Annotated in this window: 20 protein-coding genes, 12 tRNA genes and 1 pseudogene (1 of these 33 running past the window's edge); 3 read left to right on the top strand and 30 right to left on the bottom strand. The window is 38.3% G+C overall.

Annotation, left to right across the window (positions count from 1 at the left end; all coding sequences use genetic code 11):
* Positions 1 to 5 precede the first annotated feature (5 nt).
* The 3 genes from IGJ20_RS01315 to efp all read right to left on the bottom strand — a co-directional run bounded on the left by IGJ20_RS01315 (position 6) and on the right by efp (position 1,878).
* Entirely contained in the window at positions 6 to 923 is a 918-nt protein-coding gene (locus IGJ20_RS01315) for a PLP-dependent cysteine synthase family protein (protein WP_002361143.1), read from the bottom strand.
* Positions 924 to 1,012: 89 nt separating this feature from the next.
* Entirely contained in the window at positions 1,013 to 1,150 is a 138-nt protein-coding gene (locus tag IGJ20_RS01310; RefSeq protein ID WP_002366057.1) for a hypothetical protein, read from the bottom strand.
* Positions 1,151 to 1,317: 167 nt separating this feature from the next.
* Entirely contained in the window at positions 1,318 to 1,878 is a 561-nt protein-coding gene (gene efp / locus IGJ20_RS01305; protein ID WP_002355202.1) for an elongation factor P, read from the bottom strand.
* A 354-nt stretch (positions 1,879 to 2,232) separates the two neighbouring features.
* Here efp and IGJ20_RS01300 point away from each other — a divergent pair, with 354 nt between their 5' ends.
* A complete protein-coding gene (locus IGJ20_RS01300) occupies positions 2,233 to 2,880 on the top strand; it encodes a FusB/FusC family EF-G-binding protein (RefSeq protein WP_002355200.1) in 648 nt (215 codons plus the stop codon).
* Positions 2,881 to 2,918: 38 nt separating this feature from the next.
* On the opposite strand, the gene IGJ20_RS01295 is transcribed toward IGJ20_RS01300, so the two are convergent.
* The 4 genes from IGJ20_RS01295 to fabF all read right to left on the bottom strand — a co-directional run bounded on the left by IGJ20_RS01295 (position 2,919) and on the right by fabF (position 6,602).
* Positions 2,919 to 3,887, bottom strand: a complete 969-nt coding sequence (locus tag IGJ20_RS01295; RefSeq protein WP_002386045.1) for a dihydroorotate oxidase — start codon at positions 3,885 to 3,887, stop codon at positions 2,919 to 2,921.
* Positions 3,888 to 3,945: 58 nt separating this feature from the next.
* A complete protein-coding gene (locus IGJ20_RS01290; RefSeq protein WP_002361140.1) occupies positions 3,946 to 4,836 on the bottom strand; it encodes a hypothetical protein in 891 nt (296 codons plus the stop codon).
* A 91-nt stretch (positions 4,837 to 4,927) separates the two neighbouring features.
* Positions 4,928 to 5,362, bottom strand: a complete 435-nt coding sequence (fabZ, locus tag IGJ20_RS01285) for a 3-hydroxyacyl-ACP dehydratase FabZ (RefSeq protein WP_002355197.1) — start codon at positions 5,360 to 5,362, stop codon at positions 4,928 to 4,930.
* 1 nt (position 5,363) lies between these two features.
* Positions 5,364 to 6,602 carry a beta-ketoacyl-ACP synthase II gene (gene fabF / locus IGJ20_RS01280; RefSeq protein WP_002358339.1) on the bottom strand — a complete coding sequence of 413 codons (1,239 nt, stop codon included), beginning with the start codon at positions 6,600 to 6,602 and terminating at the stop codon, positions 5,364 to 5,366.
* 297 nt (positions 6,603 to 6,899) lie between these two features.
* Between fabF and fabI the strand changes: the two genes are divergently transcribed.
* Positions 6,900 to 7,652: an enoyl-ACP reductase FabI gene (gene fabI / locus IGJ20_RS01275; protein ID WP_202522288.1), complete on the top strand. Its 753-nt coding sequence runs from the start codon at positions 6,900 to 6,902 to the stop codon at positions 7,650 to 7,652.
* A 98-nt stretch (positions 7,653 to 7,750) separates the two neighbouring features.
* Here the strand turns inward: fabI and IGJ20_RS01270 are convergent, their stop codons facing one another.
* From IGJ20_RS01270 to IGJ20_RS01250, 5 genes are all read right to left on the bottom strand, one after another.
* Positions 7,751 to 8,164: a DUF4809 family protein gene (locus tag IGJ20_RS01270; RefSeq protein WP_002387649.1), complete on the bottom strand. Its 414-nt coding sequence runs from the start codon at positions 8,162 to 8,164 to the stop codon at positions 7,751 to 7,753.
* Positions 8,165 to 8,193: 29 nt separating this feature from the next.
* A complete protein-coding gene (locus tag IGJ20_RS01265; RefSeq protein WP_002355191.1) occupies positions 8,194 to 9,129 on the bottom strand; it encodes a cation diffusion facilitator family transporter in 936 nt (311 codons plus the stop codon).
* A gap of 142 nt (positions 9,130 to 9,271) precedes the next feature.
* A complete protein-coding gene (locus IGJ20_RS01260; protein WP_202522287.1) occupies positions 9,272 to 9,946 on the bottom strand; it encodes an HD domain-containing protein in 675 nt (224 codons plus the stop codon).
* Between the two features lie 12 nt (positions 9,947 to 9,958).
* Entirely contained in the window at positions 9,959 to 10,471 is a 513-nt protein-coding gene (locus IGJ20_RS01255) for a DNA-3-methyladenine glycosylase I (protein WP_202522286.1), read from the bottom strand.
* A 12-nt stretch (positions 10,472 to 10,483) separates the two neighbouring features.
* The gene (locus tag IGJ20_RS01250; protein WP_202522285.1) at positions 10,484 to 10,975 is read right to left on the bottom strand and encodes a methylated-DNA--[protein]-cysteine S-methyltransferase; all 492 of its coding nucleotides are present in this window, start codon (positions 10,973 to 10,975) and stop codon (positions 10,484 to 10,486) included.
* Positions 10,976 to 11,085: 110 nt separating this feature from the next.
* On the opposite strand from IGJ20_RS01250, the pseudogene IGJ20_RS01245 reads away from it, so the two are divergent.
* A pseudogene (locus IGJ20_RS01245) lies at positions 11,086 to 11,678 on the top strand (bifunctional transcriptional activator/DNA repair enzyme AdaA).
* A 17-nt stretch (positions 11,679 to 11,695) separates the two neighbouring features.
* Here IGJ20_RS01245 and IGJ20_RS01240 read toward each other — a convergent pair.
* From IGJ20_RS01240 to IGJ20_RS01155, 18 genes are all read right to left on the bottom strand, one after another.
* Positions 11,696 to 12,439 carry an alpha/beta hydrolase gene (locus IGJ20_RS01240; protein WP_202522283.1) on the bottom strand — a complete coding sequence of 248 codons (744 nt, stop codon included), beginning with the start codon at positions 12,437 to 12,439 and terminating at the stop codon, positions 11,696 to 11,698.
* 137 nt (positions 12,440 to 12,576) lie between these two features.
* Entirely contained in the window at positions 12,577 to 13,395 is an 819-nt protein-coding gene (locus IGJ20_RS01235; RefSeq protein ID WP_202522282.1) for a histidine phosphatase family protein, read from the bottom strand.
* Between the two features lie 20 nt (positions 13,396 to 13,415).
* Positions 13,416 to 14,882 (bottom strand): glycoside hydrolase family 1 protein, encoded by a 1,467-nt coding sequence (locus IGJ20_RS01230; protein WP_002366048.1) that lies wholly within the window; start codon positions 14,880 to 14,882, stop codon positions 13,416 to 13,418.
* A 122-nt stretch (positions 14,883 to 15,004) separates the two neighbouring features.
* Positions 15,005 to 16,435 carry a 6-phospho-beta-glucosidase gene (locus IGJ20_RS01225; protein WP_202522281.1) on the bottom strand — a complete coding sequence of 477 codons (1,431 nt, stop codon included), beginning with the start codon at positions 16,433 to 16,435 and terminating at the stop codon, positions 15,005 to 15,007.
* A 23-nt stretch (positions 16,436 to 16,458) separates the two neighbouring features.
* The gene (locus tag IGJ20_RS01220) at positions 16,459 to 18,357 is read right to left on the bottom strand and encodes a beta-glucoside-specific PTS transporter subunit IIABC (RefSeq protein ID WP_002361131.1); all 1,899 of its coding nucleotides are present in this window, start codon (positions 18,355 to 18,357) and stop codon (positions 16,459 to 16,461) included.
* A gap of 73 nt (positions 18,358 to 18,430) precedes the next feature.
* Positions 18,431 to 19,273: a BglG family transcription antiterminator LicT gene (gene licT / locus IGJ20_RS01215; RefSeq protein ID WP_086317590.1), complete on the bottom strand. Its 843-nt coding sequence runs from the start codon at positions 19,271 to 19,273 to the stop codon at positions 18,431 to 18,433.
* Between the two features lie 242 nt (positions 19,274 to 19,515).
* A tRNA-Glu gene (locus IGJ20_RS01210) sits at positions 19,516 to 19,587 on the bottom strand.
* A 15-nt stretch (positions 19,588 to 19,602) separates the two neighbouring features.
* Positions 19,603 to 19,690: transfer RNA gene (locus IGJ20_RS01205), tRNA-Ser, on the bottom strand.
* A gap of 10 nt (positions 19,691 to 19,700) precedes the next feature.
* Positions 19,701 to 19,774, bottom strand: a tRNA-Ile gene (locus IGJ20_RS01200).
* Between the two features lie 13 nt (positions 19,775 to 19,787).
* A tRNA-Gly gene (locus IGJ20_RS01195) sits at positions 19,788 to 19,858 on the bottom strand.
* 14 nt (positions 19,859 to 19,872) lie between these two features.
* A tRNA-Phe gene (locus IGJ20_RS01190) sits at positions 19,873 to 19,945 on the bottom strand.
* 5 nt (positions 19,946 to 19,950) lie between these two features.
* A tRNA-Asp gene (locus IGJ20_RS01185) sits at positions 19,951 to 20,024 on the bottom strand.
* A 48-nt stretch (positions 20,025 to 20,072) separates the two neighbouring features.
* A tRNA-Met gene (locus IGJ20_RS01180) sits at positions 20,073 to 20,146 on the bottom strand.
* 33 nt (positions 20,147 to 20,179) lie between these two features.
* Positions 20,180 to 20,269 (bottom strand) — tRNA-Ser (locus IGJ20_RS01175).
* A 13-nt stretch (positions 20,270 to 20,282) separates the two neighbouring features.
* Positions 20,283 to 20,354 (bottom strand) — tRNA-Glu (locus IGJ20_RS01170).
* Between the two features lie 14 nt (positions 20,355 to 20,368).
* Positions 20,369 to 20,442: transfer RNA gene (locus IGJ20_RS01165), tRNA-Ile, on the bottom strand.
* Between the two features lie 9 nt (positions 20,443 to 20,451).
* Positions 20,452 to 20,522, bottom strand: a tRNA-Gly gene (locus IGJ20_RS01160).
* A 1-nt stretch (position 20,523) separates the two neighbouring features.
* Positions 20,524 to 20,558: transfer RNA gene (locus IGJ20_RS01155), tRNA-Asp, on the bottom strand (it continues 42 nt past the right edge of the window).

Genomic DNA, 20,558 nt, shown 5'->3' with positions numbered 1-20,558 from the left:
TCCTCCTAAGAATAAATATTTTTTGATAAATAACGGTCACTACCGTCAGGAAAAATAGTTACAATTGTGCTGCCTGCTGGTAAGCGGCGCGCCTCTCTTAATGCCGCCGCAAATGCTGCGCCGCTGGAGCTTCCCACCAGCAAAGCGCTTTTCTTGGCTAATTGTTTGACCCAGAAAAAACCATCCTCGTCTGAAATGGTATAAAAGCCGTCCACAGGAATCTGTTTAAGAAAAGGCGGCACGAACTCCACACCAATGCCTTCGATTTCATGTCCGTGTGCAGGTCCGCCATTTAAAATCGAACCTTCTGGCTCCACGCCCCATAATTGCGTCTTACTATTTTGTTCTTTGAGATATCTGCCAACACCTGCAAACGTTCCACCACTGCCTAAACCTGCGACAAAGCTGGTAATCTTTCCGCCTAAGTCTTGAACAATTTCAGGTCCTAATCCTTCGTAGTAAGCAGCAGGGTTATCCGGATTTTCAAATTGTAACGGCACGTAACTATTAGGAATTTCCTTGGCTAAGTCTTGGGCACTAGTTATCGCTCCGACAATCCCTTGCTCTGTTGGCGAAGGGACAATTTTAGCACCTAACGCTTGCATCAGCTGTTGTTTTTCCTGACTAAATTTTTCTGGCACAACAAAGATTGTCTTGAGGCCCAGTTGACTGGCAGCTAATGCCAGGCCAATCCCTGTATTCCCCGCTGTCGGTTCAATAATTGTTGTGGCTTGATTTATCTTTCCCGTTTTCATTGCTTCTTTGAGAAGATGCACACCAAGCCGATCTTTGACGCTGCCACCTGGATTCAAATATTCTAGTTTCGCATAAATTTTAGTGCCTTCTGGCATAGGATATTGTTCACTTGTAAATTCAAATAATGGTGTTGCTCCGATTGTGTCTAAAATTGACTGAACAATCATAGCGAATTCCTCCTTCTAATACATGTACATAAAACAAAAAGGTGCTGATCGCATCAGCACCTTTTTTGTTTATTTCTGGTTGTCTAGATTCAGAGAGGAATCGTGTTAGGCAATTTTTCAGAAATAACGGAGGTTTTCCCCATCACAAAAGAGTATGCTGCACTATTTTGCACCATACAACAACAGCTTTCCGTTTCTAAAAAAAGGCTAGCTTGTTTTTTCGTCATGGTTGATTTCCTCCTTCGTCATGTGTTGACCAAACTATACCATTTCCCATTTTCTAGTGTCAACGATTCTAACGATTGCTATTTCCTATCACACCAATGGTTTTCTTATAGGTAAAAGAATTAATAGACAAAAAAAACAGAAGGCTAGCCTTCTGTTTTTCTGCTACTTATTTAGCACGTTTTAAATACGTTCCTTCCGCAGTATTGATTTCTAATAATTCGTCTGCTTCAACAAAATCTGGAACGTTAACAACTAATCCTGTTTCCATTGTAGCGGGTTTACCAGAACCAGTTACTGTTGCGCCTTTGATTGAAGGTTGCGTTTCAGCAACACGTAAGATTACCGTTGTTGGTAAAGTTAAACCAATGACTTCTTCACCATAAAATTGAATTTTTACTTCCATATTTTCTAATAAATATTTTAGTTCTTCTTCAATTAAAGCAGTTGGTACTTCATATTGTTCATATGTTTCTAAATCCATGAAAATAGCCATATCATCTTGGCTGTATAAATATTGAACCGGTTTTGTATCGATGTGCGCTTTTTTCACTTTTTCATCTGGGCGCATTGTTGTATCTGTTGTTGAACCCGTACGAACATCTTTTAATTTCATACGCATAACCGTGTTACCTTTACCTGGTTTGTGGTGGCTAGCTTCCATTACTTTAATTAATTTGCCGTCTTGCTCAAAAGTCATACCGGCTTTTAAATCGCTTGCTGCAATCATTGTAATTTCTCCTTTTCTCTGGTTAATTCTTCATTATTGTAGCAAATAACCTAGGATTAATCTAGGAAATCACGTATCTTTTTTAGAAGTTTATCACTCCCCAGACATTGACTTGGGAAATAAAACGAGTTTAACTTGCCTTTTTTCTTGAATTGCGTTAGAATTACCAAGCTTTCATCAATTATTTTCACTTTTTACATAGAAAAAATCAATCATTAAAGGGGGTGATGATATGATACGTCAAACGCTATCTTTATCAAAAACACATGAGGTTGTCTGTCACTAAGCATACGTTGGTGAGACAAATTGCCTTTCAGCGTATGTACTCGGTCTATTTGAAAGGAATTTAAAATCATGAACCCAACTATTCAACCTTACCAATTTAACATAATTAAAGAACAAGTCGCTGTGTTACTAAACACCTATACGTCTGTTAACGATGCTACGACTGTCAAAACTGTCCAGGCCCTATGTGCCGAAAAAATCAATGGGTTATTTCCAGAAGAACACCCTGCTGTTACGATTTTGTTGGACAAAGTGATGGATCGTCGTTTAACACGCGCGCGTGCTGAAAAATATTTAGACGAATTAAAAGAAACCGTGTTGCCCTTTAAAGAACCTTCAACACCACAAGTCACGAAAGTCTTTCGCAAAGTGAAAAAGTTAAAGATTCCTGAGTGGGAAAACATGGATTTACGGAACAATACCTATGTCGGTTGGAACGACGCTGGGACTCAGAAAAAATTTATCTTAGCTTATCGAGAAAATAAATTAATCGGCGTCCACGGCACCCTTTCACCCACCATTGTTAAAGGTGTTTGCTCCATCTGTCAAACAATCACGAATGTGTCTATGTTCCTAGCTACCACCAAATCAGGCGGCGACGGAACCTATACGAAAAAAGGCAATTACATTTGCCATGATAGCGACACCTGTAACCAACAATTAACACAACCTGAATATTTGGAAGCCTTTATGGAAAATGTTAAGGCTGTGAAATAACAAAAAACCGTCAAGAAAATTTCTTGACGGTTTTTTTGTTACATCTCTTTCAATTTCCCACGAAATTCTTCAATACTTTCATAACCTTTTGCTGCCATGATTTCTTGTAATTCTTTGGCTAGACGCTCAAAAACTTGTGGACCTTCTTGATGCAATTGTGTGCCGACTTGTACTAATGTCGCACCACATAAAAGATGCTCAAAAACATCTTTTCCACATGTAATACCGCCCGTTCCAATAATTTTGATTTCTGGTTTCAAACGTTGCGCAAACGCACGAACATTGGCTAACGCTGTTGGTTTGACATATTCGCCGCCCAGTCCACCGAAGCCTCCTTTTGGTTTAATGACTACTTCTTCCTTGTCACTGTCAATATATAAACCATTACCGATGCTATTAATACTATTCACGTATACTAAAGGGAATTTATTTAAAATTTCAGCCATTGCGTCAAAATGTGCAATATCAAAAAATGGGGGTAATTTTACACCTAATGGTTTAGTAAAAAATTGGAAAACTTCTGTTAAAAGCTTTTCTGTTAATTCAAAATCATAAGCAATTTGCGGTTTACCAGGCAAATTGGGACAAGACAAATTAAATTCTGTCACTCCTGTGTATTCACTTTCTTGCACTTTTTTTAAAATAGCGATATTTTCCTCATAATTCATACCAGATACAGATAAAAAGCGTAACTCCTCAGGAAATTCCTTTTGACGTGCAATCTGATAATCTAAATAATAATCAATCCCTAAATTAGGCAAGCCCATTGAGTTAATACTTCCTAATGGTGTATCAAAATACCGTGGTTCCTCATTGCCCTGACGAGGATTAGGTGTTGCCGTCTTAGCGACAAAAGCACCTGCTTGAGAAGCCGCTAACTCGTCCATTTCCTTAATTGTCATACAATGAATACCTGATGCGTTCATTAACACATTCGCCAATTTATGTCCCGAAAACTCTACTGAAATATCCAAAAGAAAAACCCTCCTGTAAATTGTTTTACTCATAAGCTTACCACCTTCACATAAGCTTTTTATGATTATAGCATGTTTTTTTGCGTTAGTGTTATTTATATTTGCGACGAGCATTTTTTTGTATTTGGTGTTTTTTTGTATTTCTTTTAAACTCTGTTTCATTTGTTCTAGCCACTTCTTTATAAAGTTCTATTAATGTGTTTACAGGTTTAAATTTCAACAGATATTTTTTTCCTAAAATATATATTATTCCTAAGATACATAAACGTATTAACCCTTTACTAAACCAGATTCTGTAAAATTCTAGCGAGTCTTCTGGAAAAAAATATAAACTAATTTTATTAATCCAGCCACAAGATTCTAAAATATCTGAAATAACAAATGAACTATAAAGCATTACCGACCATATGACTATTAAAAATTTTGTCCTTCTCCATTTTTTTTGTAAAAAATTTGGTATTTTTATTTCAGTAAGTTCTTCTTGAGCAAAGTAATCTATTCCTTCTTTAGAGTAAAATAACAAAACAAAAGCAGTAAATAATGGTATTACAGTCCACCAATCTCTATCAAAAAAACCTAAACTATACACAACAGCACTTATTTTTAGAATATTTTTCAATTTAATCTTAGGGTCACTTTTTAGTTCATATACTATAAATATTAGAATTATTGATAAAATATAAACTAAGCTGAAATATAGCGTAATTTTGCCGCGTATATTTAAATAATAAGTAACATCTACCAATGCAAAAAATCCCGAAATAATTAAAATCCATATTGCCAAGTCCCCTTTATTCCCTGAAACACTCTTTCTATTTTTCATATACAAAAAAATATAAGTAAACGACAAAATACCGAAAACTATACGATTTAGTCCTTTAGGAATACTCTCAAAAAAATAGTTAAGCGTTCCCCAAAAGACAAATAACAAACCATAGATAACTGTTTGTTTAAAAAATTGAGGTTGTAAGTTTTTCAACATAATTTACCTCCAGCACCTTTTTTTATTAATTTTATCATACCAGAACAAAAAAAGAGCAAGCCTTCACCGCTTGCTCTTTCTAATTATCTTTTTATCGTCCCACAATAAACGTCAATTCACATTCGCAGACCTTTTTATCTTCCACGTAAGCAGTCGCTTTGCCGATGCCGACAAAGTCACGTAATTTGACGATTTCAAAATGTAATTTCAAGACATCACCAGGGACCACTTTTTGACGGAATTTGGCTTTGTTGATACCGCCAATATAGGCTGTTTCACCTTCAAATTGATCCATTTTTAAGATTAAAATCGAACCTACTTGTGCCAATGCTTCAATAATCAAAACGCCTGGCATTGTTGGATTTCCAGGGAAATGTCCTTGGAAAAATTCTTCGTTAATTGTCACATTTTTTGTTGCAATAATCTTTTCATTTGGAATAATTTCATCCACATAATCAATATAACAAATCGGATAGCGATTAGGAATCATTTCCATAATTTCTGTTGCAGTCATTACTTTTTTCATACTAGTTTTCCTCCCATTTCTTCAAGCAAATTACACCATTATGGCCACCAAAGCCAAACGAATTACTAATTGTATAGTCCGCTGTAATGTCACGTGCACCTTCTGTGACATAATCTAAATCACAATCTGGATCAGCAACTTGGTAGCCTACTGTCGGATGAGCTTTTCCTTCTTGCAATGTTTGCACACAAGCGATCGCTTCGATACCGCCAGCCGCGCCCAATAAATGTCCAGTCATACTCTTTGTACTTGAAATTGGAATTTGCGATGCTCGCTCACCAAAGACACGTTTGATGGCCGTTGTTTCCGCAGCGTCATTCGCTGGGGTTGACGTACCATGAGCATTGATATACCCAATTTGTTCCGGTGTAATCCCTGCTTCTGCAATCGCCATTTCCATCGCAGCTGCCGCGCCACTACCGTCTTTTAAAGGAGCGGTCATGTGGCTAGCATCACAGTTGCTGCCATATCCAACAATTTCGCCGTAGATAGTTGCGCCACGTTTCTGTGCATGCTCGAGTTCTTCTAAAACCAGCATTCCTGCGCCTTCACCCATCACAAAACCTTTTCGTTCTTTATCAAAAGGAATCGAAGCCCGAGTCGCATCTTCTGTTGTATTTAAAGCATTCAATGCTGCAAAGCCTGCAATCCCAATTTCACATACTGTGGCTTCTGTCCCCCCAGTTACCATCATGTCCGCTAAACCATATTTAATCGTGCGAAAAGCTTCACCAATCGCATTCGTCGCAGAAGCACAAGCAGTCACGATAGTTTGAGAAGGTCCTTTTGCACCTAGACGAATCGAAATATTTCCCGCTGCCATATTAGCAATTACCATGGGCACGAAAAATGGTGTTACGCGTTTTGCGCCTTTTTTATCCATTACCCGTACTTGGTCTTGTAAGGTAGTCATCCCGCCAATCCCACTACCGACAATCACACCTAAACGAGTCGGGTCAATCGTTGCTTCTGTTAAACCACTCATTTCCCACGCTTCTAAAGCAGCGACCAAGCCATATTGAGAAAATAAGTCCATTCTTTTTTGCTCTTTGCGTTCTAAAACAGCACTTGGGTCAAACTCTTTCACTTCACCAGCCAAAGCCACCCCAGTATCTTCAGAATCAAATTTAGTAATTTTGCCAATTCCTAGCTTGCCATCCACTAGATTATGCCAAAATTCTTTTACGGTATTGCCTAATGGTGTTACGGCACCCATGCCGGTTATGACCACTCTTTTCATACTGTACCTCCGAGTTTATTTTGATTATCAAACTATTATTTCATGCGGTTTCCAGCACTTTTTCTTAAAAAATAAGAAAAATAGTTTGACTTTCAAAGTATTTTGGTTAATAATTCAGACATCAGGAAAAATGTCTGTTTTTTTCAAGATTAGAAAATTGAGAAGATTTTGTTATCATTCTCACACAGATAATACCAGTTGAAATTTTATTCGTCAACTCAATAAATGTAACTTTTACATTTTGATGAAGAAAAGCCTATTCTATCAACAAAAATTTTTTATTAAAGGAGATTTTATATGTTTTTACAAAATAAGAATGTCGTCGTAATGGGTGTTGCCAACAAAAAAAGTATTGCTTGGGGCTGTGCAAAAGCATTAAAAGATCAAGGGGCCAATGTTATTTATACGTATCAAAACGAACGCATGAAAAAGCAAGTGGTTAAATTAGCAGATGAAAATGATTTGTTGGTGGAATGCGATGTTGCTTCTGATGCGTCCATTCAAGCAGCCTTTGAAACAATTAAAAATGAAGTGGGCACGATCGATGGACTAGTCCATGCGATTGCTTTTGCCAAAAAAGAAGAATTGTCTGGAAACGTTAGTGACATCACTCGTGATGGTTTCCTATTAGCACAAGATATTAGTAGCTACTCTCTTTTAGCAGTTACTCATTATGCGAAACCTTTTTTAAATCCTGGTTCAGGAATTGTCACATTGACGTATTTAGGTTCCGAACGTGCGATTCCTAACTACAATATGATGGGGATTGCTAAAGCTTCTTTAGAAACTGCCGTGAAATATTTAGCTTTTGAATTAGCTGCAGATAAAATTCGTGTCAACGGAATCTCCGCAGGAGCGATTAAAACATTGGCTGTGACTGGTGTAAAAGACTACGATCAATTGATTAGTATTTCTAATGAGCGGACACCAGATAAAACAGGTGTAACCATTGAAGAAGTCGGAAACACTTGTGCCTTTTTAGTCAGTGAACTAGCTAGTGGCGTGGTCGGTGACATCATTTATGTCGATAAAGGCGTTCACTTAACTTAATCATTTTTTGTTTTTATTTTCTATTTATACATTAAAAAACAGAGATTGGACGATCTCTTTCACTCATTGATTGTCCAATTTCTGTTCTATTTTGTACTTTATTCTATAATAAAATTGACAGTTCCAATTCCAAAAACAGTTGTTAGGATTTGATTAACTTGTTCAAAAAGTTTTGGTAAATCTTCCAGTTTATTTTTAGATTGGATTTTTTCAGAACCGTTATCGTAGCTTAAATGATTGTACGCTTCTTTAAAGGTTACTGTTGTGTCTTCTTTTCGATAAAGGATATATTCGTCATCTAGCATATCCATTTGCAGCTCCTGTTTAAATCCATTTCTGGCAACAATAGCAGAAACTAGATGAGCAACAGTCAAGCCATCTAACGGAATATCCACTCCATTCATTGCTAATGTGTAGACGGTATCTTCCACTAAACCACAGGCGTTGCAACCACCACTGGTTAAATCTACTGTACTTGTTATAATTGCCTCTTGCATCGTTTCTTCCCCCATATTGTTTTTTAAAGTTATTCTTTCATTTGTTATTTACGAACGTAATTCACATCATAATCGTCAACTTCAATATAGATATAGATTTTTTTATCAGGCATTTTACTTCGAATGTCTCGTTCAATCGCATTCACAACATCAGGTGCATCTTCTTCCATTGGTTCTACCACATCAATTTTTGCCGCTACTAAAATTTCAGTTGGACCTAAATGAACGGTCTTTACATCAATTAGTTTTTCAACATCCGCCCGATCAAATGCGGTTTTAATTTTTGCTAAATCTGTAGCGGTCACACTTTCACCAATAATCAAACTATAAAATTCTTTCGCTAAGAAAATGGCTGCACACATTAATAGTAAACCAATCAGTAAGCCGCTGATAGCATCAAATGCAGCAATCCCAGTTACCATTGTTAAAAGGGTTCCCACCAAAGCTAAACACAAACCAATAACCGCACAAAAGTCTTCCGTAAAAATAATTAAAATTTCACTGTGACGACTTTCTCGCAAAAATTTTAAGAGCGATAACTTCTCTGTATTCAATTCTTTGATTTCTTTCATCGCTACACGCAAAGAGCTACCTTCCACAAGCAAACCAAAAATTAAAATACCAATGACAATAGCCACATTTTCTACTTCATGAGAGGGATGCAGTAACTTCTGAATAGCCTCCATTACGCCTAACGCGCCCCCACCAAAAAAGAGCATCGTTGCAACAATTGTACTAAAAAAGTATTTTGCACGGCCTTCTCCAAATTGATGTAACGCACTTTGTCCACGAGAAGCGCGCTTATTCCCAAAAAGTAATAACACCTGATTACTACAGTCCACGACACTGTGGATACTTTCATTCATCATAGCGGTACTACCACTTAAAGCAAAACCAACAAATTTACTAATCGCTACTAAAATATTCGCAATCAGTGCGGCAATAACTGCAAACATGCCACTCGATTTTTTTGTCTCCATAATTACCTCCTATATGTAACGTAAAACTAAGATAAACCACCCGTTTATTCATCCATCATTTTACCACTTCTGAGGTATTTGTAAAAAAGAGTTCTCTTAAAATTCAAAAAGAAATGTACTGGCTGTTTTAGTTGGCCCTCATTTATCGGTGTCCATCCCACTCTTGATAAAATTCCTCCAGATAAAGTTCCATAAATTGATGACGCTTTTCCGCCAATAAGCGACCATAATTTGTATTCATTTGTTCCTTTAACTTTAAAAGTTTCTCATAAAAATGCATAATAGCAGTATCTTCCCCATTCCGGTATTCTTCTTGGGTTAACTGTTCACGAGGTTGTTTATGAGGATCGTGAATTAAACGGCCTTTATTTCCCGAATAAGCCATCACCCGTGCAATTCCAATCGCACCGATGGCATCTAATCGATCCGCATCCTGGACCACTTTTCCTTCTAATTTAGTGACTGTTTTCCCAGTATTTCCTCCTTTAAAGGACATATTAGCAATAATGGAAAGGATGTGATTCGTTTGCTCTGTTGATACGTTATTTGCTTCCAACCATTGTTGCACCTTTAGCAAGCCAGCCTCTTCACTTTCGTTAAATTTTTCATCGCCAATATCATGTAACAATGCTGTTAATATACATAAAAATAAATTTGCTTGTTCTTTCTCTGCAATTGTTTTTGCTAATTGTGTCACTCGATAAATATGCCACCAGTCATGGCCACTTGCTTCGTTGGCTAATTCTTGTTGAACATAACGCTCTGCTGCTTGAATAATTGTTTGTTCTTCAAAACTAAGAGATTCATTTTCAAACATCCTAACACTCCTTTATTCTGGATTTAAAATTTCCACCTGGATAATCCCGCTAGCTTTCAGAAACATATTGGTGACAATCGGACCTACAAAAGAAAATCCTCTTTTTTTTAAGTCTTTTGCTACGTTATCTGACAAAAGCTGTGTGCGCGGGACTTGGTATGCTTCTTCATAAATAGATAAAACGGGGACGTTTTTTACAAATTGCCATAGATAATTGGCAAAACTGCCAAATTCTTCTTGTACTTTTAAAATTGCTTGCGCATTTTTAATGGTTGCTTCAATTTTGCGCCGATTGCGAATCATATCTGGATCAGCTACTATTCGATCGACTTCGTCAGGCAACAGCGCGGCAACTTTTTCCGGCTTCATTTGGCAAAAATTTTTCATGAATGCTACTTTTTTCCCTGCTGCTGCTTTCCAACTTAAACCAACTTGAAAAACACCCACCCTCAACAATAAAAACAGCAAATCATCCTCTCTTGTAGGGTTTCCCCATTGTTCTGTATACCATTGATAGTTGTTCATCGCCGCCTCCTTTTAAGACTGTTCAAATGTTAATAATGCTTGTTTCATTGCTAAACCACCACGGTAACCGGTTAATTGTCCCTTGCTGCCGATGACTCGATGGCAAGGAATGACCATTAATAAAGGATTTTTCCCAATCGCTGTGCCAACTGCTCGAACCGCACGTGGACGCCCAATTTTTTCTGAAATTTCTTGATAGGTCATTGTCTCACCATAAGGTATTTCTTGCAACGCCTGCCAAACTTCTTTTTGAAAGGGCGTTCCTTCGATGTCTATGGGGCAAGCAAACGTTGTCGAATGTTGGTTAAGATAACTTATGAATGCTTCTTTATAAGGCGCAGTTTTCTTTTCAGAAGCTTCTAATTGTGCTTGAGGGTACCAGTTTTTCAGCTCTTCTATCGATTGATTGGCTGAACCTACAAAAGCTAGTCCAGCGTCTGTCACACCAAGATAATAGTGATCGTTCTGCCATTCTTGTTGCGTATAATAAATCTTTTTTGCCATATTTTTACACTTCTTTCTCGTGTTTTCTTATCTTCATTATAATTCTTTTGGCTTTCAAAATCTTGCGCTCCCATCACTTTTTACTTGTTTTTATTAGAGATTCTTTTACAATGAAGAAAACGGGAGGTGTGCTTACAATGAAAACAACGTATCGACTTACTCAGAAACGTTGGGAAGCCATTCAAAATAATAATACGCAATTTGATGGTGATTTTTTTATGGTGTGACCACAACTAAAATTTTTTGTCGTCCTTCGTGCCCTTCCCGTGTGCCCAATAAGAACCACGTTCTGATTTTCAAAACGGCTCAGGAAGCTTTAACACTTGGTTTTCGGCCATGTAAAAGATGTCAACCAACCGGGCAAGTCGTTCCTAACGAGGAATGGGTTGCTCAAATTAAGCAATTTATTGATCGGCATTCAGCGGAACCTTTAAGTTTAGACTATTTAGCGCAAGTCTGCCACGGTAGTCCCTTTCATTTGCAGCGAACCTTTAAGGAACAGACGAAACAAACCCCGTTAGCTTATTTAACAAGTGTCCGAATTAGGCAAGCCCAAGAATTGCTCCTCCATTCACCCCTTACGATTCAACAAATCGCGAAAAAAGTTGGCTTCCAAACCGCAGCATATTTTGCCACCACTTTTAAAAAAGAAACAGGCGTAACCCCCTCTGTTTATCGCAGTAAAAATGAGCCGAAAAAATAACATTTCGGCTCATCGGATTATTTATTGGGGCGTGATTGTAGCCATGCTACAATCAATTGACTGATTTCTGTTTGCTGTTGCTCATTAGAAATTGTCGCTTTGTTATCTCCTTTTTGGACACCGTAATTACCAAACCCTGCATGATTCCCACCTTCGATAGATACATACTGCGTATCTTTTGGCAAAAACTGTTTGGCTTTTTGGTAGCTAGTCCAATTTAAAACACCATCGTTTGTGGCTGTTATTGACAGAACCGGCAGATTTTGCTTGTTTAGTGCACCTTTTTCGTCAGGATAGCTGGCTAAATAAATCATGCCTTTGATTCGTTGCTCATTTTCCGCTACAAAACGACTAGCCATCACACCACCCAGAGAATGCCCAGCCAAAACGAAGTTTTGTTGTGGATGATCCTTTATAATTTGTTCTGCAGCATTTGGTGCAAGAACCGCTAAATTCAAAGGAAAATGAACAACATAGACATCGTAACCTTTCGTAGCAACTTCTTGCGCCCATTCACTATAACTAGCGGGCGCAACCAATACACCTGGATAAAAAATCAGTGCTGTATCATTTTTTTGCCCGTTTGTGTAATAATCATAATTTTTTTCTTGCGTGGCACTTTGACTTATTTTTAAGGCCGAATCGGTTGCTTGATACGTACTATTTTTAATAAAAATAGTCAAACCGATGACTAAGATTACTAAAAAAAGCCCAAGTCCTAGGACAATTTTTTTCCAGCGTGATTTTGTTCTATTTTTCATTTCATTTCCTCCCAATGAAAAAATTCTTCTTTCTGATTCTACCTTTAATAAAAAAAGAACACAACAATAGGAGTTGGTGGAGCAACCCTTTTCTTGCTCCACCAACTCCTAAATAGACTGTTTCTCTAATCCAGGGATTATTTTGTCTCTTTTTTGCCTGCTTCTAAGTAGCTGACATCATTGACTTTATCCAAAGTATATTCGCCATTTTTGTAATGAATTGTTGTGACACTAGCATTCTTCAAACCGCCTTCTGGGACTTTAAAATCATCAAATAAAGTTGCTAACAACGCTGAAATACTCAAGCCATGAGAGACCACTAAAACATTGCCATTCCCGGGATTGGCTGATTCTGTAGCAACAATTTTATCTAAGCCTTTTTTCAAACGTTTAGTAATTGTAGCATAGTCTTCTGCAGGCCAGTTATTCTTGCTTTCCTCGCGCTGTTGATCCAGTTTAGCTACACTATTGGCAAAGGATTCAGGGGTCATGTTTTTCATAAATTCTTCTAAGGAAACACCTTGATCATCAGCAATATCCTGCCACATTGTCTTATTTAAATCCCCTTCATAGCTACCAAAATTAAATTCACGTAAATCTGGGTCACGCACGACTTCAAGGTCTTTGCCTGCTTTATTTTGATCTAAAATAAGTTGAGCAGTTTGCAAGGCGCGGCCACTATCACTACTATATGCATTTTGAAAGGCAACATCTTTCAGACCAATCCCAGTTGCTGTCACAACTTTTTCACCTTCTGGTGTTAAGACCGCATCTGACCATCCTTGTACGCGGTCCGTCGTATTTAACATAGTTTTTCCATGGCGCACAATGTAAAGAGTTAGTTCTTCAGGTTTTGTCTCTTTTTCTTTTGTCGTTGCTTGCTGATTTTTACCACAACCAACCATTACTAAAATGGCCAGAAAAAGCATCCCCACAATCGTCAATCGTTTTTTCATTTTTTATTTCCCCTCATTTTCTACTCAGTTGTTAAGTTTTCACCATTACTAGCGATAACTTGTTTGTACCAATTAAATGATTTTTTCTTAGTTCGTTTCAAGGTTCCCTGACCTTGGTCATCCATGTCTACATAGATAAAGCCGTAACGTTTTTTCATTTCGCCAGTCCCTGCTGAAACTAAATCAATACAACCCCAAGGCGTATAACCAATTAAGTTAACTCCGTCTTCTTCTACTGCGGTTCTCATGGCTTCAATATGTTGTTTAAAATAATCAATGCGGTAATCGTCGACAATCGAGCCATCCTCTTGCAATGTGTCCACCGCACCAAACCCGTTTTCAACCACAAACAATGGCATATTGTAACGATCTGACAGCTGACACAATGAAATTCTTAACCCTAAAGGATCGACAGCCCAGCCCCATTCAGATTCTTGCAAATAAGGATTTTTAACCGCAGGCATTTGGTTGCCTCCGACATATTTTACTTCTTCGGGATAAGCAGTCGAAACAGTCGACATATAATAACTAAACCCGATATAATCAACTGTTCCTTTTTGAATAATCGCTAAATCCTCTGACTCCATTTGAATTGTCATTCCTTCACGCTCAAATTCTTTGAGCTTATGCGCTGGATAATAGCCCTTAGCCTGGACATCCATATAAAATTCTTGCTCTCGGTTAAATTGAACAGCTGCCATCACATCCTCAGGTTTGCAGGACAAAGGATAACTTGGAATATAAGCCACCATCATACCAATTTGGAAATCTGGATTGATGGAATGTCCTAATTCAACTGCTTTCGCACTTGCTACAAATAGATGATGCGCTGCTTGATATTTACTTTGTTTATCATTATTGTGAATCCCAATTTGCGTCCAACTTCTTAAAAAATTAATTTCATTAAAAGTCATCCAATACTTCACTTTATCCTGATAACGTGTAAAAATGGTTTCGCAAAAGAAAACAAAGAAATCAATCACTTCACGATTTTTCCAACCATCATATTCATCGGCCAAATACATCGGAATATCAAAATGGTTAATCGTCACAACGGGCTCAATTCCATGGCGCAGCAAAGCATCAAAAACTTTATCATAAAAGGCTAAGCCTTCTTCATTAATCTCTTTTGTTCCATTTGGGCAAATCCGGCTCCAGGCGATAGACAGCCGAAAACATTTGAAACCCATTTCTGCAAATAAGGCGATATCTTCTTCATAATGATGGTAAAAGTCCGTCGCTACATGACTAGGGTAGTATAACTCTTCATCGATATAGCCAATCGCTCCTTCGGGTAATGCTTGATCGCGCGTACACGAAGCTTTTTGGCCCTCTTTAGTTAAATACGTAATCCGTCGCGGTTCTGTTTGACTACCACCAGTAATTGCATCTAATGTACTCAGACCTTTGCCTCCTGAAAGGTAGCCACCTTCATATTGGTTAGCAGCTGTTGCACCGCCCCATAAAAAATTTTCTGGAAATCCCATAAAATCCCTCTTTCCCTCTGTTTTTAGGCATCACAAAGAAACCATCAAGGGAATTGACGCTGGCAGAAGAGTCCTTGTTTTTTCTACCAATGTCAAACGCCCTTTAATAGTTGCTAATTTTATTAATTACTTAAATCTTCACCATTTGTTGCGATTACTTTTTTGTACCAATCAAACGATTTCTTCTTGCTTCGTTTTAACGTACCATTTCCTTCGTTATCGCGATCCACATAGATAAAGCCATAGCGTTTTTTCATTTCACCTGTTCCAGCTGATACTAAATCAATACAGCCCCAAGTCGTATAGCCTAACAAGTCGACACCATCTTGTTCAACGGCATCTTTCATCGCTTGAATATGCGCCGCCAAATAATCGATACGATAATCATCGACTACATCACCATTTTCGTCTGGTGTATCTACCGCTCCTAAGCCATTTTCAACAATGAATAGTGGTTTTTGATAACGATCATATAAGTCATTCATCGTAATTCTCAAACCAAGTGGATCAATTTGCCAACCCCATTCACTCGCTTTTAAATAAGGATTTTTCACAGAGGCAAAGATGTTACCAGCTGTTTGTTCATTAATTTCTGGATCTGTTGATGTGACACGAGAAGAATAATAAGAGAACGAAATGAAGTCCACCGTATGTTCTTTTAAAAGTTCTTCGTCGCCTTCTTCCATTTCAATTTGAATACCTTTACGTGCCATATCTTTTAAAGCATACGCAGGGTATTCCCCGCGTGATTGGACATCAATAAAGAAATAATTTTCACGATCTGCTTGTCGAGCAGCGAAAACATCTTCTGGTTTGCAAGTATAAGCGTAGTTGGAACCAGCCGCTAACATACAACCTACTTGGTTTTCAGGATCTACCTCATGAGCAATTTTTGTCGCAATTGCACTTGCTAGTAGTTCATGATGGGCCGCTTGGTATTTCACTTGTTCTTTGTTTTCGCCTTCTTCAAAGTATAGACCTGCTCCCATAAATGGTGCATGTAAAATCATATTAATTTCGTTAAATGTTAACCAATATTTTACTAATCCTTTATATCGGTTGAAAATTACACGGCAAAGATTTTCATAGAAACCTACTAACTTACGACTACGCCAAGCGCCATATTCTTCCACTAAGTGCATTGGGCAGTCAAAGTGTGTAATCGTTACTAGTGGCTCAATCCCATATTTATGACATTCTTTGAATAAGTCTTCATAGAACTTCAAGCCTTCTTCATTCGGCTCTGTTTCATCTCCCATTGGAAAAATTCGACTCCAAGCAATGGATAAACGGTATGTTTTAAAACCCATTTCACCAAACAAGGCGATGTCTTCTTTATAGCGATGATACATATCAATCGCCTCTTGTGCAGGATAGAAATGTTCTTCATCAAAGTTAAACATTTTCTTTTCACCAGTGATTACTGGAAAACGATCTGGACCAGTTGGCGCTAAATCGACGTTTGCCAAACCGCGTCCACCTTCGTTATAGCCACCTTCACATTGATTGGCTGCTGTTGCGCCACCCCATAAAAAGTCTTTTCTAAATGCCATAAATTCTCTTCCTCCACATCTTTTTATATTAAAGCGGTCAGCAAATCATCACTTGTTGAAACTTCATTACTGCCGACTTCCAAAATATCTAAATAATCCGCTGTATTCGTCACAACGATTGGGATTTGTGTACTAAACCCAGCTTTTTTAATTCCTTCTAAATCAAAGGTTACTAATGTTTGACCTTTTTTCACGCGGTCACCTTGTTTTACAAAAGCTTCAAAGCCTTCGCCTTCTAATTGAACTGTATCAATCCCAATATGAATCAATAATTCTGTGCCGTTATCTGAAATCAAACCTAATGCATGTTTTGTTGGGAATAGTGTGACAATCGTTCCATCAAAGGGTGCAACCACTTTGCCTTCCGTTGGTTCAATCACGACCCCATTTCCTAATGCTCCATTTGCAAAAGCAGGATCCTCTGCATTTTTTAAAGATAACACTCGTCCTTTGACTGGACTTGTAATATTTTCTTTTTTAATCGTTGTTTTATCAATAATCACTTCTTCTTCCTCAACTGTATTGTCTTTCCAGAAGAAGAATGTTAGACCAAAACCAACGACCGCTGCAATGGCAATTGCAATAAAGGACTGAATCATCCCACTTGCATCATCACCATTGATAAAGTTTAGCACACCGAAAATTCCTAAACCACCCATTGTATAAGCTGTCACATTGTTGATCATCAAATATAAACCACCGACAGCGCCACCAATCATTGAATAAATAAATGGCCATTTTTTCGGTAAAGTGATTCCATAAATTGCTGGCTCTGTTACACCAAAAATACCAGAGATAATTGCTGGCGGACACAAAGCTTTTAACTTTTTATCTTTCAATTTGAAGAACATCGCTAAAACAACCGCTGTTTGCGCAAAACTAGCTGCAAATGATCCCGTTAATACTTGGCTTGAACCTTCTTGTGTCACTTGCATAATAGCTAATGGCACAACGCTCCAATGTAAACCAAAAATAACTAAGACTTGCCAGAAGAAACCAAGAATCAAACCATACAAAGCTGGTGAGAAACTCATTAATGCTGTAAAGCCAGCGCTTAATAAATCTGTTAGCATGCTAACGATTGGCCCAATTACTAAGAAACCAATTGGTAAGGCAATCAACAAGACGAAAAACGGTACTAAGAACGTTTGAACAACTTCTGGAATAATCCGTTTAAACACTTTTTGAACTTGTGCCGCAAAAGCAATAATGAAGATGATTGGTACGACACTACTTGTATAGTTCGCACCGACCCAAGGAATCCCCATAAATGTATCATAGGCAGGTAAGCCGAATAAATTATACGGTGCTGCGGCTCCCGCACCCGCTGTTGTTTCAAAGGCCGTTTGTAATGCACTTCCTTGAATCGTTGGGTAACATAAAGCTGCGCCAATCACGATCCCTACCATTGGATGCAACCGGAATTTTTTAGCTGCTGTATAACCTAAAATAACTGGCATAAAGTAGAAAATTGCATCGCCAATCCCATTTAACATGGTATAAGTCCCTGACGTAGCCGTATAGAGCTTTAAGAAAACCAATAAGGCATTTAACCCTTTGACCATCCCAGCCGCTGCTAACGCCCCTAAAAAGGGTTGGAAACAACCACTTAAAATATCTATTAAGCGATCAAATAAATTCCCACTGGAAGCTTCTTCTTCACGTTCTCCTGACAAGCCTGCAATACTAACTACTTCTTCATAAACGGCTGGGACATGATTTCCAATAACGACTTGGTATTGTCCACCGCTTTTCATAACAGTTACCACACCGTCCATATTTTTTAAGACATCATCATTCGCTTGACTCTCATCTTTTAATTTGAAGCGAAGACGTGTGATACAATGTGTCAAACTATTAATATTCTCTTGCCCACCGACATTTTTTACAATTTTTTCTGCTAGTTCATGATATTTTCCCATCTTTTTTTCCTCCAAAAATTTATTTTCATTTGAAGGTTTAGCCAACTGAATGTCACTATCCAAAGTGGTGCGTTTATTGTTCCGTTGTTTGTACAATTCGTGCAATGTGAATCGTTAGGTACAAGCGTTCTTCATTTGAAACTTGATAGTCATAGTTCTCATTTAAATACAAGCTGATCTTTTCCACGCAACGATAGGCGTTGAGATATTTCTTTTTAATTACCGCATACAGTTCTTCATCATCATTTTCGACAACTTCACGTTGGTGTAATAAGCGATAACAGAAAAATTTTAAATGTGTGCTAAATCGATAAAAGTAAACAGAGTCTTCATCAAAACTTACCTTAAAATAGTATTTGACGATATTTGTAATCTCTTGCATCAACTTTGTCAATTCGTAAATATTACCGACTTCTTCCTCCATCTCCGCATTCACCAAGTGCAATGCGATAAAACCTGCCTCATCCGTTGACAATTCCATTCCTACGCGCTTTTGTACCATTTTTAAAGCATTTATTCCTACTTCGTACTCTTCAGGAAAAAAACGTTTAATATCCCATAATAATAAATTCTTAATTGCAATTCCTTGTTTTTTTCTTTCTAAAGCTGTGTACAAATGATCCGTCAGAGAAATATAAATGGTATCATTCAAACTCTTTTTCAACGTTGATTTTGCATAAACAATAATGTCATCCGAGAGTTTCATCATCTCTAAAGGAATATTTCCTAACAATTCTTGAAACTTAAGTGATGTTTCTTGATTGGCTAAATAAAAAACTTGGTCGATACTTTCATCAGGAACCCAATCACCAATGCGTTTCTTAAAAGCAATTCCTTTGCCCATAACAATTTGCTCTCGTTTATCATCATCTAATGTAATAACCACATTATTGTTTAAAATTTTGTGAATAATCAATGCCCCACCTCCTTTGTGTTTCGTTGAAAAAAGAAAAACCCAATTTCTTCAAAAAGAACGACACACCTGTCGCTTCATGAAAAAATTAGGTTTAGCTTGTCTTTAAACAATCACTATCCATCTATTTACTTATCCCTACATCCAAAGAATAACATATTTACAACAAATGTCAACGCTTTCAACGACATTTTTTTGTAATAAAAATAAAAAAAGCATACAAACATTGTTTGTATGCTTCACTATGACCCGTACGGGACTCGAACCCGTGTTACCGCCGTGAAAGGGCGGTGTCTTAACCGCTTGACCAACGGGCCATTAAAAAGAAAAAACGGAGAAGGAGGGATTTGAACCCTCGCGCCGGTTTCCCGACCTACACCCTTAGCAGGGGCGCCTCTTCAGCCACTTGAGTACTTCCCCAAGAAATAAATGGGCCTAAATGGACTCGAACCATCGACCTCACGCTTATCAGGCGTGCGCTCTAACCAGCTGAGCTATAGGCCCCAAATAAGAAAAAAGCGGGTGACGAGAATCGAACTCGCGACAACAGCTTGGAAGGCTGTGGTTTTACCACTAAACTACACCCGCAAATTTTTCTTGGATGGCGCGGGACAGAATCGAACTGCCGACACATGGAGCTTCAATCCATTGCTCTACCAACTGAGCTACCGAGCCAAAAACGGTCTGGACGGGACTCGAACCCGCGACCTCCTGCGTGACAGGCAGGCATTCTAACCAGCTGAACTACCAAACCAATTCGTTTTTGCTTTATACAAATGTATGCTTTAAAAAATAAAAGCAATTGCGGGGGCAGGATTTGAACCTACGACCTTCGGGTTATGAGCCCGACGAGCTACCTGACTGCTCCACCCCGCGATAATTAGACTAAGGAAACTTAATTCCTAAGAAAGGAGGATAAGGGATTCGAACCCTTGCACGGTTTTACCCGCCTGACGGTTTTCAAGACCGTTCCCTTCAGCCGGACTTGGGTAATCCTCCGTAACAAAACTTATGACCCGTACGGGACTCGAACCCGTGTTACCGCCGTGAAAGGGCGGTGTCTTAACCGCTTGACCAACGGGCCATTTTATAAAATTATGGGCCTAAATGGACTCGAACCATCGACCTCACGCTTATCAGGCGTGCGCTCTAACCAGCTGAGCTATAGGCCCAAAAAGAAAAGCGGGTGACGAGAATCGAACTCGCGACAACAGCTTGGAAGGCTGTGGTTTTACCACTAAACTACACCCGCATGGCGGTCTGGACGGGACTCGAACCCGCGACCTCC

It is taken from the genome of Enterococcus sp. DIV0294 (genome assembly GCF_050558155.1).
Taxonomy (GTDB): Bacteria; Bacillota; Bacilli; order Lactobacillales; family Enterococcaceae; genus Enterococcus; species Enterococcus faecalis.
The sequence above is the reverse complement of the archived record's forward strand: the minus strand, read 5'-3'. Positions and strand labels throughout refer to the sequence as shown.

What these genes read in the sequence shown, in the direction of transcription:
- IGJ20_RS01315 (WP_002361143.1), bottom strand. Translation starts at nt 923, where the DNA reads ATGATTGTTCAGTCAATTTTAGACACAATCGGAGCAACACCATTATTT.
- IGJ20_RS01310 (WP_002366057.1), bottom strand. Translation starts at nt 1,150, where the DNA reads ATGACGAAAAAACAAGCTAGCCTTTTTTTAGAAACGGAAAGCTGTTGT.
- efp (WP_002355202.1), bottom strand. Translation starts at nt 1,878, where the DNA reads ATGATTGCAGCAAGCGATTTAAAAGCCGGTATGACTTTTGAGCAAGAC.
- IGJ20_RS01300 (WP_002355200.1), top strand. Translation starts at nt 2,233, where the DNA reads ATGAACCCAACTATTCAACCTTACCAATTTAACATAATTAAAGAACAA.
- IGJ20_RS01295 (WP_002386045.1), bottom strand. Translation starts at nt 3,887, where the DNA reads ATGAGTAAAACAATTTACAGGAGGGTTTTTCTTTTGGATATTTCAGTA.
- IGJ20_RS01290 (WP_002361140.1), bottom strand. Translation starts at nt 4,836, where the DNA reads ATGTTGAAAAACTTACAACCTCAATTTTTTAAACAAACAGTTATCTAT.
- fabZ (WP_002355197.1), bottom strand. Translation starts at nt 5,362, where the DNA reads ATGAAAAAAGTAATGACTGCAACAGAAATTATGGAAATGATTCCTAAT.
- fabF (WP_002358339.1), bottom strand. Translation starts at nt 6,602, where the DNA reads ATGAAAAGAGTGGTCATAACCGGCATGGGTGCCGTAACACCATTAGGC.
- fabI (WP_202522288.1), top strand. Translation starts at nt 6,900, where the DNA reads ATGTTTTTACAAAATAAGAATGTCGTCGTAATGGGTGTTGCCAACAAA.
- IGJ20_RS01270 (WP_002387649.1), bottom strand. Translation starts at nt 8,164, where the DNA reads ATGGGGGAAGAAACGATGCAAGAGGCAATTATAACAAGTACAGTAGAT.
- IGJ20_RS01265 (WP_002355191.1), bottom strand. Translation starts at nt 9,129, where the DNA reads ATGGAGACAAAAAAATCGAGTGGCATGTTTGCAGTTATTGCCGCACTG.
- IGJ20_RS01260 (WP_202522287.1), bottom strand. Translation starts at nt 9,946, where the DNA reads ATGTTTGAAAATGAATCTCTTAGTTTTGAAGAACAAACAATTATTCAA.
- IGJ20_RS01255 (WP_202522286.1), bottom strand. Translation starts at nt 10,471, where the DNA reads ATGAACAACTATCAATGGTATACAGAACAATGGGGAAACCCTACAAGA.
- IGJ20_RS01250 (WP_202522285.1), bottom strand. Translation starts at nt 10,975, where the DNA reads ATGGCAAAAAAGATTTATTATACGCAACAAGAATGGCAGAACGATCAC.
- IGJ20_RS01240 (WP_202522283.1), bottom strand. Translation starts at nt 12,439, where the DNA reads ATGAAAAATAGAACAAAATCACGCTGGAAAAAAATTGTCCTAGGACTT.
- IGJ20_RS01235 (WP_202522282.1), bottom strand. Translation starts at nt 13,395, where the DNA reads ATGAAAAAACGATTGACGATTGTGGGGATGCTTTTTCTGGCCATTTTA.
- IGJ20_RS01230 (WP_002366048.1), bottom strand. Translation starts at nt 14,882, where the DNA reads ATGGGATTTCCAGAAAATTTTTTATGGGGCGGTGCAACAGCTGCTAAC.
- IGJ20_RS01225 (WP_202522281.1), bottom strand. Translation starts at nt 16,435, where the DNA reads ATGGCATTTAGAAAAGACTTTTTATGGGGTGGCGCAACAGCAGCCAAT.
- IGJ20_RS01220 (WP_002361131.1), bottom strand. Translation starts at nt 18,357, where the DNA reads ATGGGAAAATATCATGAACTAGCAGAAAAAATTGTAAAAAATGTCGGT.